This is a genomic window from Stenotrophomonas sp. 278 (assembly GCF_003935715.1).
Taxonomy (GTDB): Bacteria; Pseudomonadota; Gammaproteobacteria; order Xanthomonadales; family Xanthomonadaceae; genus Stenotrophomonas; species Stenotrophomonas maltophilia_AH.
Genome location: NZ_RHPP01000133.1, coordinates 1 through 11,295 on the forward strand (window position 1 = coordinate 1; position 11,295 = coordinate 11,295).

11 protein-coding genes and 2 pseudogenes are annotated in these 11,295 nt (G+C 66.8%); 12 read left to right on the top strand and 1 reads right to left on the bottom strand.

What is annotated here, in order from left to right; all coding sequences use genetic code 11:
- From EGJ34_RS17610 to tsf, 6 genes and pseudogenes are all read left to right on the top strand, one after another.
- Nucleotides 1–1,211: pseudogene (locus EGJ34_RS17610) on the top strand (fimbria/pilus outer membrane usher protein); the annotation flags it as partial.
- Nucleotides 1,208–2,248: a spore coat U domain-containing protein gene (locus EGJ34_RS17615; RefSeq protein WP_260477046.1), complete on the top strand. Its 1,041-nt coding sequence runs from the start codon at nt 1,208–1,210 to the stop codon at nt 2,246–2,248. The pseudogene EGJ34_RS17610 and the gene EGJ34_RS17615, both read left to right, overlap by 4 nt.
- Nucleotides 2,249–2,312: 64 nt before the next feature.
- Nucleotides 2,313–2,600: a hypothetical protein gene (locus EGJ34_RS17620; protein ID WP_125361774.1), complete on the top strand. Its 288-nt coding sequence runs from the start codon at nt 2,313–2,315 to the stop codon at nt 2,598–2,600.
- A complete protein-coding gene (locus tag EGJ34_RS17625) occupies nt 2,579–3,295 on the top strand; it encodes a fimbria/pilus periplasmic chaperone (RefSeq protein ID WP_125361775.1) in 717 nt (238 codons plus the stop codon). Before EGJ34_RS17620 ends, EGJ34_RS17625 begins: the two co-directional genes overlap by 22 nt.
- Before the next feature lie 214 nt (nt 3,296–3,509).
- A complete protein-coding gene (rpsB, locus tag EGJ34_RS17630) occupies nt 3,510–4,310 on the top strand; it encodes a 30S ribosomal protein S2 (RefSeq protein WP_125361776.1) in 801 nt (266 codons plus the stop codon).
- 124 nt (nt 4,311–4,434) lie between these two features.
- Nucleotides 4,435–5,316 (top strand): translation elongation factor Ts, encoded by an 882-nt coding sequence (gene tsf / locus EGJ34_RS17635; protein ID WP_125361777.1) that lies wholly within the window; start codon nt 4,435–4,437, stop codon nt 5,314–5,316.
- A 95-nt stretch (nt 5,317–5,411) separates the two neighbouring features.
- Here tsf and EGJ34_RS17640 read toward each other — a convergent pair whose 3' ends face one another.
- Entirely contained in the window at nt 5,412–6,107 is a 696-nt protein-coding gene (locus tag EGJ34_RS17640) for an AIM24 family protein (RefSeq protein WP_125361778.1), read from the bottom strand.
- A 224-nt stretch (nt 6,108–6,331) separates the two neighbouring features.
- Between EGJ34_RS17640 and EGJ34_RS17645 the strand changes: the two genes are divergently transcribed.
- The 6 genes and pseudogenes from EGJ34_RS17645 to EGJ34_RS17670 all read left to right on the top strand — a co-directional run.
- On the top strand, nt 6,332–7,831 hold the full coding sequence (locus EGJ34_RS17645) for a GGDEF domain-containing protein (RefSeq protein ID WP_125361779.1): 1,500 nt from the start codon (nt 6,332–6,334) through the stop codon (nt 7,829–7,831).
- Nucleotides 7,832–7,943: 112 nt separating this feature from the next.
- On the top strand, nt 7,944–8,672 hold the full coding sequence (gene pyrH / locus EGJ34_RS17650) for a UMP kinase (RefSeq protein WP_125361780.1): 729 nt from the start codon (nt 7,944–7,946) through the stop codon (nt 8,670–8,672).
- A gap of 199 nt (nt 8,673–8,871) precedes the next feature.
- Complete coding sequence (frr, locus tag EGJ34_RS17655; protein ID WP_125361781.1) at nt 8,872–9,423, top strand: ribosome recycling factor; 552 nt, start codon at nt 8,872–8,874, stop codon at nt 9,421–9,423.
- A gap of 5 nt (nt 9,424–9,428) precedes the next feature.
- A complete protein-coding gene (gene uppS, locus EGJ34_RS17660; RefSeq protein WP_125361782.1) occupies nt 9,429–10,193 on the top strand; it encodes a polyprenyl diphosphate synthase in 765 nt (254 codons plus the stop codon).
- A complete protein-coding gene (locus EGJ34_RS17665) occupies nt 10,190–11,014 on the top strand; it encodes a CDP-archaeol synthase (RefSeq protein WP_125361783.1) in 825 nt (274 codons plus the stop codon). The genes uppS and EGJ34_RS17665 overlap by 4 nt, the downstream gene beginning before the upstream one ends.
- A gap of 2 nt (nt 11,015–11,016) precedes the next feature.
- Nucleotides 11,017–11,295, top strand: a pseudogene (locus EGJ34_RS17670) (1-deoxy-D-xylulose-5-phosphate reductoisomerase); the annotation flags it as partial.

The window sequence follows — 11,295 nt, forward strand, 5'->3', positions numbered from 1 at the left end:
GGTGGCAGCTGGGCCTGGCCGGCGTGCTCAATGCCTCCTAAGCGCGCAGCCGCCGCGATGGGCGCGATGGCGGGCAGTGGTCGCTGGGATACAGCTGGAACAACCGGGTGTTCAACGTCAACGGCTCCACCCTGCGTACCCACGGCGATTTCCAGGACCTGGGCAGCCTGCAGGGTGCGCGCCCGCCGGACGTGACCGACCAGGTCACCGCCGGGGCCAGCCTGGGACGGCTGGGGTCGCTGAGCGCAAGCTACCTGCGCCTGTCCTATCCGGGAGGCGACGACCGCCGCTATGCCAGCGTGTTCTGGAACCGCACGTTCTCCGACCGCTGGTCCGCCTATGCCTCGTTCAACCAGAACCTGGACGAAAGCGCCGACCGCAGCCTCTACCTTTCGGTGTCGGCCAGTCTCGGCCGCAACCGCCAGAGCAACCTGGCCCTGCAGCGCAATGGGGATCGCAATCTCTACACGGTGGATGTCTCGCAACCGGTCCCGGGCGATGGCAGCCAGGGCGGCTACGGCTGGCGGGTGCAGGCGCGGCACGACGACGACGGCACCGGCGGGCTGGCCGAGGTGGGCTGGCTGAACCGCGTCGGTCGATACTCCGCCGGCGCGGCACGCCAGGGCGACAGCACCTTCGCCTACGCCAATGCCAGCGGCAGCGTGGTCTGGATGGGCGGGCATGTATTCGCCGCGCGCGAGGTGCCGGACGCGTTCGCCGTGGTGTCCACCGATGGCGTGGCCGGCGTTCCGGTGCGACTGGAAAACCGGCCGATCGGCGTGACCGACCGCAATGGCCTGCTGCTGGTGACGCCGCTGCTGTCGTGGCAGCGCAATCGTCTTTCCATCGACACCCTGGACCTGCCGGCGGACATGCGCGCCGAACGGGTCGATGCACAGGTCACGCCGCGTCAGAGCGCCGGGCTGGGCGTGAGCTTCGGGCTGCGCCGCACCCGCGCCATCACCCTGGTGCTGCAGGACGCTGCCGGCCAGCCCGTCCCCGCTGGCAGCCAGGTTCGCCTGCCCGACCAGCGCAGCGCCACCGTGGGCTACGACGGCGAGGTGTACCTGGAGGACCTGCCCACGCGGGCCCGGCTGCAGGTGGACACCCCGGAGGGCGGCTGCGTGGTGGAGGTACCACTGGCCAGTGCCACCGGCAGCGCGCCGGTGCGGCTGGGCCCACTGCGCTGCCAGACCGGTGCCACGCCATGAGCCTGAAGCTCCTGCTGGGCACACTGGTAATGCTGGCGGGCGGCCTGCTGACAGGTACCGCGCGTGCCGACACCACCTGCACCACCAGCGCACCGGTGACGGCCGCCTTTGGCAACATCACCAATGCTGCGGGCAGTCCCACCGTCACCACGACCAGCTTCACCATCACCTGCAACACCACCGCACTCAGCCTGCTGGCCACCGCGTCTGTACGCGCCTGCATCGGCATCGGCGTGGGCACCACCGGTGTGGCGATATCGCCGCTGCGCCGGATGACCAATGCCAGTGGCGACCCGGTGTCCTTCCAGCTGTTCACCAACGCCGCGTACACCAATATCTGGGGCCTGACCCCAGGCACCACGCCGGGCCCGCTGGTAGTGGACCTCAACTACTCGGTGCCACTTCTGACCGGAGGAAGCGGCGCGGTGACGGTAACCATCTACGGCCGCATTCCCGCTGGCCAGACCCTGGCTGCCGGCAACTACAGCACCAGCTTCAGCGGCGCTGACGTGCGCCTGCAGTACGCGTTCAATGAAGTACTGCTGGGCACGGCCACCGCACCGGCCGCCTGCACCACCACCGCCGGCGTGGCCGGCAACAAGACCGCCACTGGCGGATTTCCCTTCACGGTGACCGCCACGGTGCTGCCGCAATGCAGCGCCTATGTCACCACCGACATGGACTTCGGCAGCAACGCCGGTGCGATCACCAGCAATATCGACCGCACCTCGACCATCGGCCTGACCTGCCTCAACCGCACCGCCTACAACATCGCGCTGGACAACGGCCTGTATGCCAATGGCACGGTCAGGCGCATGCGCCATACCACCAACAGCGCGTATTTCATTCCGTACGAGCTGTATCGTGAAAGCACCCGCACCCAGCGCTGGGGCAGCACCGCCAACGTCGACCGGGTCACTGGCACCGGCACCGGCAGCGCCCAGGTGCTGACCGTGTACGGGCGGGCCCCGCCTACCAGCGGACCGGTCGCGGCGGGCAGCTACAGCGACCAGATCAAGGTCACGATCACCTACTGAAGGCTCAAGGACACCCGGCGCGGGCCGATATCGAGGGCGACCTTCCGTACGCCCGCCCTCACCCATGCCCCGTCACCCCTTTCTGCTGTGCACTGCACTACTGGCCGCCGCCCTGCCCCCGCTGGCCGGAGCGCGCGCCACCGCCGCACCGCCCGCGCCGATGCCACTGCGCATCCAGCTGAAGGTCGTGGATGCCTGCCGGCTGGAGCCTGGCTCAACGCCGGGCAGCTGCGCGACGACCCATCGCCGCAGCGACGCCGCTGCCCCTGCCCCGCCCCAGGTGCAGGCGCTTACGCCGCCGGTGGAGGCCGGCCCCGACGCACAGCGCGCATGGCACACGCTCACCTTCTGAGGCGGGTTGCCGCCTGCCTGATGCTCACCACCAGCGGTGCCGCATATGCGCTGGAGGTATCGCCGCTGTCGGTCACCCTGGCTCCCGGGCAGCGCGACGACAGCGTCTGGCTTTACAACGACAGCGACCGCCCATGGCACGGCCAGGCCCGCCTCTACCATTGGGCCCAGAGCGTGGACCGCGAGCAGCTGGAGCCTGCGGTCGTGCTGGCGGTCAGCCCCTCCGAGCTGCATCTGCCGGCTCACGGTCGACAACGGGTCCGACTGGTCTGGCCCGCCTCCAGTCCTGCCACCGAGCAGAGCTACCGGCTGGTGCTGCGGGCCGGCAGCGACAGCCCGGCGGTACAGATCTCACTTCCGGTATTCGTCGCCGCCGCGAGGCGCGCGGCCGGCCCGGCGCTGGCAGTAAGGGTCCTGTCCGGGCCCGGTCCGGCAGTTCTGGAGCTGTACAATGGCGGTGCGCGCCACGCCCGCCTCTCCGACCTGGCATTCGTGCCCTCGCGCGCGACGGCGCTGCCGTTGTTACCCGGCTTGGCGGGTTACGTGCTGGCTGGGCAGACCCGCCACTGGACGCTGCCCGAACCCGCCGAGGCCTACGCGGACGGGCGTTTCAGCGCCCGAATGGGGCAGGAGGCTCCGGCCCTGCTGGCACCGCTGGACCCGGCAATTGCGCCCAGCGCCAGTGGCGGGCTATAATCGACTGGATTTCCTGCGCCTTCGTGCGCATGAAACCGTCAACACCGGACGTCACCGGTGAATACACACCTGCTACTGCCATTCGTGCCGGGGTGCTCCGCAAGGAGTTCGGTCACGGAAGCAGCAGGGAAGCCCAACCCCGGAACCTCCCGCCTCGCAGCGGACCGCCCATTCCCTTTCCCGTGGCGGCCGGTTCCCCATCAGGAGTTTTGCAATGCCCCAGGTCACCATGCGTCAGATGCTGGAAGCCGGCGTCCACTTCGGCCACCAGACCCGTTACTGGAACCCCAAGATGGGCCAGTACATCTTCGGCGCCCGCGGCAAGATCCACATCATCAACCTGGAAAAGACCGTTCCGCTCTTCAACGATGCGATGAACTTCATTTCCAGCGTTGCCCAGAAGCGCGGCACCATCCTGTTCCTGGGCACCAAGCGCAGCGCCCGCGAATCGATCCGTGAAGAAGCCGAGCGTTGCGGCATGCCGTACATGAACCAGCGTTGGCTGGGCGGCACCCTGACCAACTTCCGTACCGTCAAGCAGTCGGTTGCCCGCCTGAAGGAACTGGAAGCCGGCGAAACCGACGGCACCTTCGACAAGCTGGTCAAGCACGAAGTGCTGGGCCTGCGTCGCGAGCGTGACAAGCTGGAAGCCTCGCTGGGCGGCATCAAGGACATGAACCGTCTGCCGGACGCCATCTTCGTCATCGACATCGGCCACGAAGACATCGCCATCAAGGAAGCCAAGAAGCTCGGCATCCCGGTGATCGCCGTGGTTGACACCAACTACAACCCGGAACTGGTCGACTACGCGATCCCGGGCAACGACGACGCCATCCGCGCCGTTCAGCTGTACGCCCGTGCCGCTGCTGACGCCGTGCTGGAAGGCAAGGCTGCTGCTCCGCACGCCGCCAGCGTCCGTGAAGAAGAGTTCGCCGAAGCGGCAGCTGAAGAAGCCAAGCCGGCCCGTCGCGCTCCGGCCAAGAAGGCCGCTGCCGACAAGGGCGCCGAGGCCTGATCCCGGCCTGCGGTGGGTGTCCGCACCCACCGCGCCCTGTCTGCTGCCGCAGGCGCGACAGGGTCTTTGTCACACGGGCCGGCCACCATGCCGGCCCAACCCCTTTCTTATGTGAGGAATTCCCGTGGAAATCACTGCTTCCCTGGTCAAGGAACTGCGCGAGCGCACTGGCGCCGGCATGATGGAGTGCAAGAAGGCGCTGTCTGAAAACGGTGGCGACATCAACGCTGCTGCTGAAGCCCTGCGCAAGTCCGGCGCGGCCAAGGCCGACAAGAAGGCTGACCGCGTGACTGCCGAAGGCCGTCTCGGCCTGGCCCAGGACGGCGGCAAGGCCGTGCTGGTCGAAGTCAACTCGGAAACCGACTTCGTCGCCAACGATTCCAACTTCAAGTCGTTCGTCGATTCCGTCGCCGCTGCCGCGCTGACCTCGGGCGCTGCCGACGTGGAAGCGCTGAAGAGCGCCACCCTGGCTTCGGGCAAGACCGTGGAAGAAGCCCGCGCCGAAGCGATCCAGAAGCTGGGTGAAAACATCCAGATCCGTCGCCTGGTCAAGGCCGAAACCACCGGCAACATCGGTGCCTACGTGCACACCAACGGCAAGGTCGGCGTACTGGTCGAACTGGTCGGCGGCGACGTCGAACTGGCCCGTGGCCTGGCCATGCACGTGGCCGCCATGAAGCCGCCGCACAACAAGGCAGCCGACGTCCCGGCCGAGTTCGTGGCGAAGGAAAAGGAAATCGAACTGGCCAAGATGTCCGAGAAGGACAAGTCCAAGCCGGCCGAGATCCTGGAAAAGATCATCAGCGGCAAGATCAACAAGATCGTCAACGACGTGACCCTGTATGGCCAGTCCTACGTGCTGGACGGCGACAAGACCGTCGAGCAGGTCGTCACCGCCGCCAAGGCCGACGTGACCGGCTTCCAGCTGCTGGTCGTGGGCGAAGGCATCGAGAAGGTGGTGGAAGACTACGCCGCCGAAGTGATGAAGCAGGCCGGCCTGGCCTGATTCCCGCCTTCACGCGACAACGAAAAAACCCGGCTTCGGCCGGGTTTTTTTGTGGCTGGCTTTCGACGATCTACGTAGATCGTGCAATCAGGCGATCAGGGCTTGGTCTGGAAGGTGACTTCTTCGTAGGGCTGCACGACCACCCAGCCTTCGCCGGCGAACTTCAGCTGCAGCGTTTCGCCGGAGCCGCGGCCCAGCAGGGTGCCCAGCGAGATGTCGGTGACGACCTCGGGCGTGAGCGTGCCGGACCAGGCCACGGTCGAGTTGGGATCGGTGAAGATCGGGCCCGTCTGCGCGCTCACCGGCAAGGTCATCGGCTCGTAGTGCGAGGTGACCGCCACGATGCCGTGTCCGCTCAGACGAATGTTGAACAGCCCCCCCGCCATCATCCCCGCCACCTTGCGCATCATGGTGATCTGCGAATCGATACCATCCTCGAACGCGAGCACGTCGTTGCCGTTGACGAACACCGAGTCGCCCTCCAGACGCAGCAGGGTGATCTTTTTGCCCATGTCGGCCAGGTAGACCCGTCCCTGGCCCTCGACCTTCATCAGTCGCAACCCTTCGCCGGTGGCCAGCTTCTTCAGCAGGTTGCCCACGCCACGTTCGAGGACACCCTCGCGGGTGAACTTCACCGCCCCTTTGCGCGCCACCATCGCACCGGACTTCGACCACACCCGTCCGTCCACCCGGACTTCGAGCATGTACGGGCTTTCCAGTTCGAACGCATCGGCGCTGAGATCTTTTTCCTGCGTGGCAGCCAGGAATTCCTTGAGCGACTTCACAGCCATCGGTGGCAACTTCCTTTTAAGTGAGAGCGCGCATGGTACAGGCTGCGTGGATGTGGTACCAAAGACATCAAGGGGCCCACGCCCACCCGGACCGACACCGACCGCGCACCATACCGACGCGGGCCCGAGTGACGCACCTCACGAATCCGTACATGGCAAGCGCCAGGACTCAAATCTGTGACGCACTCCATGTATTCTTGCCACATCATCTTAGTGTTCCTGCCATGTCTCCCGAGCTGACTGCCGCACTGGCGCTCTGCCGCAACCTGCCCTCGCCGCCCGGAATTGCCCTGCGCATCATCGAGCTGGCCCAGAATCCGGAAGCGGACATCACCACCGCCGCCGATATCATCGGCATCGACATGGCGCTGAGCGCGCGCATGCTGCGCATCGCCAATTCTCCGCTGTATGCCAGCCGGCGGCGCATCGAGAACCTCGGCCAGGCACTGACCATGCTCGGCCTGAATGCCACCGTCAGCCTTGCCCTGGGGTTCACCGTTACCCGTGACCTGACCGCGCCCGGCCAGGGCCAGGACGTGCGCGAACGCGCCTGGCGGCGCAGCATCCTCAGCGCACTGGCCGCCAGCCTGCTCGGCCAGGCCCGCGGCCTGCGCAAGGCCGAAGAGCTCATGCTGGCCGGCCTGCTGCAGGACATCGGCATCCTGGTCCTGGCCCAGAGCGAGCCGGACCGCTACCTTCCGGTCCTGCGCGCCGCCACCGACAACGACCAGCTGCTGGAGCTTGAGCGGGAGCAGCTGGACTGCACCCATGCCGAGGTCGGGGCCTGGATGGCCGAACAATGGGATCTGCCACGATACCTGGTGGACGCCATCGCCCGCAGCGAATCGCCTGAGGCCACCGAGGACAAGTTCCAGGCCTGCGTGGCCGTGTCCGGCGCGGTCGCCGACATCTGGCTGAGTGCCGACACCGACAGCGCGCGCGAAGTGGCCCTGCAGCGCGTCCACGACACCCTGCAGCTGGACAGCGCCCAGTTCGACCAGGTACTGGCCCGGATCAGCGAAGCCCTGCCGGATATCGGCGCGCTGTTCGAAACCACGTTGACCTCCCCCTTGCGCGTGCAGCAGCTGATCGACCATGCCCAGGAACTGGCTACCCTGCGCAACCTGCGTGAAATGCAGGACGCCGCCATGGCCCGCCAGCGCGCCGACGAGTTCGAAGCCCGCGCCAACCGGCTGGCCGAGCAGGCCCACCGCGACGCCCTCACCGGCGTACTCAACCGCCGCCAGCTTGAAGCCGTGCTGGAGCAGGAGTTCAACCGCGCCACCCGGCACGGCTGGCCGCTCTCGGTCGCTTTCATCGACCTGGACGACTTCAAGAAGGTCAACGACGCCCACGGGCACCTGCTGGGCGACGAGGTCCTGCGCAGCTTTGCCTCCAAGCTCCAGGAACAGCTGCGCAGCAGCGACACCGTGGCGCGCTTTGGCGGCGAGGAATTCATCGCGCTGCTGCCCAACACCACCGAAGGGGTCGCGCTGGAAGTGGTCCGCCGGGTGCTCGCCAACATCGTCAACACCCCCATGGCCGACGTCGGCGGCAGCCCGCTGTACATCACCTTCTCGGCCGGGGTTGCCACCCAGGGCGGGTACGAGCGTTTCGCCGAGGTCCAGGACCTGCTCAAGGCCGCCGACGACGTGCTTTACCGCTCCAAGAGCCTGGGCCGCAACCGGGTCATTGCCCGCTCTCCGGGCACCGAGCCTGCCTGAACAGGGGTGGAAGGCGGCGCGGCAGCCTGCGCCGCGGCGCAACAAAATTTCCACGCCGGCTGACGTCGCTTCCAGTAGAATTCCCGCGTTTTCCACGCATCCAGAGGCCACCATGTCCAATCTCACCTATCGCCGCATCCTGCTGAAACTTTCCGGGGAGGCGCTGATGGGAGACGAGGACTATGGCATTGACCCCAAGGTCATCAACCGTCTGGCGCGTGAAGTAATCGAGGCCCAGCAGGCCGGTGCGGAGGTCGCGCTGGTGATCGGCGGCGGCAACATCTTCCGCGGAGCCGGACTTGCTGCTGGCGGCATGGACCGCGTCACCGGTGACCAGATGGGCATGCTGGCCACCGTGATCAACGCGCTGGCCATGCAGGATGCGCTGGAAAAGCTGGGCGCGAAGGCGCGCGTGATGAGCGCGATCAAGATCAACGACGTGTGCGAGGACTACATCCGTCGCCGCGCCATCCGCCACCTGGAAAAGGGCCGTCTGGTGATCTTCGCCGCCGGCGTGGGCAGCCCGTTCTTTACCACCGACTCCGGTGCCGCGCTGCGCGCCATCGAAATCGGGGCGGACCTGCTGCTCAAGGCCACCAAGGTCGACGGCGTGTACGACAAGGACCCCAACAAGTACAGCGATGCGGTCCGCTTCGACAGCCTGACCTACGACGAAGTGATCACCCGCGGCCTGGAGGTCATGGACACCGCCGCCTTCGCCCTGGCCCGTGACAGCGACCTGCCGCTGCGCGTGTTCGACATGGGCCAGCCGGGCGAACTGCTGAAGATCCTGCACGGCGAGAACATCGGCACCCTGGTGCGCGGCCGCAACAACGCCTGATCGGCGCTTCCGGTACCGACCAACGGTCGGTACCTACCGTGACATTGTACCGACCAACGGTCGGTACCTACCGCCGGGCGCGACATCCCGGTAGGCGACGACCGTTGGCCGTCGCGGCCCCTGCCATCCTTCACCGGCCTTGGTTCACCGGATTTCGCCTATAATCGCCCGATTCTCTGTGACATCCAGGATTCGGGCGATGCTCAACGACATCAAGAAAGACGCGCAAGAGCGCATGGCCAAGAGCATTGAGGCTCTGAAGCACACCCTCACCTCGGTCCGTACCGGCCGCGCCAGCCCCGATCTGCTGGCACGCGTCATGGTCAATGCCTACGGCTCCTCGACGCCGTTGAACCAGGTGGCTACCGTTTCCAACGCCGACGCCCACTCCCTCCTGATCACGCCGTTCGACAAGAGCATGATCAAGGAGATCGAGAAGGGGCTGTACAACGCGGAATTCACTCCGAATACGCTGGGCACCTCGATCCGCATCAACATGCCGCCGCCGACCGAAGAGCGTCGCAAGGAACTGGCCAAGCAGGTCAAGGGCGAAGGCGAGCGTACCAAGACGTCCATCCGCGGCTTCCGCCAGGACGCCAACAAGGCCATCGGCGCGCTGCTCAAGGACAAGGCAATCAGCGAAGACGAAAAGAAGCGCGGCGAAGACGACATCCAGAAGCTGACCGACAAGGCCATCAAGGACGTCGACAGTGTCGTGGCCGACAAAGAAAAGGAACTGATGCAGGTCTGAGCCCCATGTCCCAGGCCCCGACCCTTGCCGCCGGCGTTCCCCGCCACCTGGCCATCATCATGGATGGCAACGGGCGCTGGGCACAGAAGCGTCGCCGTCCGCGCGTAATCGGCCATCGTGCCGGCGCGCGCGCGGTCAATCGCACCATCGACTTCTGCCTGGAGCGCGGCATTGCCGCGCTCACGCTGTTTGCCTTCTCCAGTGAAAACTGGGGCCGGCCGACCGAAGAGGTCGACGCACTGATGAAGCTGTTCCTCAATGCACTCGACCGCGAAGTGGACGAGCTGCATCGGCGTGGCGTGCGCGTGCGCTTCATCGGTGAACGCGAGCGCTTCGGTGCCGGGCTGGTCAGCCGCATGCAGCTGGCCGAGCAGCGCACCGCTGACAACGCCGCCATGACGCTGAGCATTGCGGCCAGCTATGGCGGCCGTCAGGACATTGCCCGCGCCGCCCGCGAGCTGGCCACCGAAGTGGCCGCCGGGCGACTGCTTCCCGAGCAGATCGACGAGGCGCTGCTGGGCAGCCGCGTGGCCCTCGCCGACCTGCCCGCCCCCGATCTGTTCATCCGCACCGGCGGCGATACCCGCATCAGCAATTTCCTGCTGTGGCAGCTGGCCTATACCGAACTGTGGTTCACCGACGTGCTGTGGCCCGAGTTCGAGGCCACCCACCTGCAGCAGGCGCTGGACGCCTACGCCTCGCGTGAACGTCGCTTCGGCCTGACCAGCGCCCAGATCGCCGCCCTGGCCACCGAGACGTCCCACTCATGACCAAAACCCGAGTCATCGCCGCGCTGATCATGGCGCCGGTTGCCATTGCCGCCATCCTGCTGCTGCCCACCCAATGGCTGGCCGCGGCTGCCGCTGCCGTGTTCCTGATCGGCCTGTGGGAATGGCTGAAACTGGCCCAGGTCGAAGATACCCTCGCCCGCACCGTCCTGCTGGTGCTGAACCTGGTGCTGATGGTGCTCATCGTGTGGGCCGACGCCGGCACCCTCGTGCTGTACCAGATCGCCGCGCTGGTCGGTATCGGCTGGTGGCTGATGGCGCTGCTGTGGCTGCGCTTCTTTACTTTCGGAGCCGAACCCGGCAGCCACGCCCGCGCGCTCAAGCTGCTGGCCGGTTCACTGGCCATCGTGCCGGCCTGGGCCGCACTGGTGCTGATCCACGCCAGCGGCGCGCAGGGCCACCTGTGGCTGCTGACCGCGCTGGCGATCGTATGGGCTGCCGACTCCGGTGCCTATTTCGCAGGACGCAGCTTCGGCCGCACCAAGCTGGCTCCACGCATCAGCCCCAACAAGACCTGGGAAGGCCTGGTCGGCGGACTGCTGGCGGGCCTGCTGGTGGCGCTGGTATTTGGCTGGATGGCCGGGGTCACGCCCGACCAGGTGGTTGGCCTGGTGGTGACCACCATCGTGGCCGTGTTCGCGTCGGTGCTGGGTGACCTGTACGAGAGCCTGATCAAGCGCCATGCCGGTGCCAAGGACTCGGGTCATATCATTCCGGGCCACGGCGGCGTGCTGGATCGCATCGATGGCGTCCTGGCCGCCCTGCCGGTGTTTGCGCTGGGCAAGGAAATCTTCGGGTTCTAAGCATGCACAGCCTCCCCGCTCTCCGCCAGGTCGCCGTGTTGGGTGCCACCGGCTCGATCGGCGCGTCCGCGCTCGATGTGATCGCGCGTCATCCCGACCGCTACCGCGCGACCGTACTGGCCGCCGGCAGCCAGGTGCAGGCCCTGCTGGCGCTGTGCGTGACCCACCGTCCGGAACACGCGGTGATTGCCGACGAAGCCGGCTACGGGGCGCTGCGCGACGGACTGCGGGCCGCCGGGCTGTCCACCCAGGCCCACGCCGGGGCCGATGCGCTGGATCAG

Bases quoted from the DNA above. Each gene is read 5' to 3' on its own strand.
- EGJ34_RS17615 (WP_260477046.1), top strand. From the start codon at position 1,208: ATGAGCCTGAAGCTCCTGCTGGGCACACTGGTAATGCTGGCGGGCGGC.
- EGJ34_RS17620 (WP_125361774.1), top strand. From the start codon at position 2,313: ATGCCCCGTCACCCCTTTCTGCTGTGCACTGCACTACTGGCCGCCGCC.
- EGJ34_RS17625 (WP_125361775.1), top strand. From the start codon at position 2,579: ATGGCACACGCTCACCTTCTGAGGCGGGTTGCCGCCTGCCTGATGCTC.
- rpsB (WP_125361776.1), top strand. From the start codon at position 3,510: ATGCCCCAGGTCACCATGCGTCAGATGCTGGAAGCCGGCGTCCACTTC.
- EGJ34_RS17640 (WP_125361778.1), bottom strand. From the start codon at position 6,107: ATGGCTGTGAAGTCGCTCAAGGAATTCCTGGCTGCCACGCAGGAAAAA.
- EGJ34_RS17645 (WP_125361779.1), top strand. From the start codon at position 6,332: ATGTCTCCCGAGCTGACTGCCGCACTGGCGCTCTGCCGCAACCTGCCC.
- pyrH (WP_125361780.1), top strand. From the start codon at position 7,944: ATGTCCAATCTCACCTATCGCCGCATCCTGCTGAAACTTTCCGGGGAG.
- frr (WP_125361781.1), top strand. From the start codon at position 8,872: ATGCTCAACGACATCAAGAAAGACGCGCAAGAGCGCATGGCCAAGAGC.
- uppS (WP_125361782.1), top strand. From the start codon at position 9,429: ATGTCCCAGGCCCCGACCCTTGCCGCCGGCGTTCCCCGCCACCTGGCC.
- EGJ34_RS17665 (WP_125361783.1), top strand. From the start codon at position 10,190: ATGACCAAAACCCGAGTCATCGCCGCGCTGATCATGGCGCCGGTTGCC.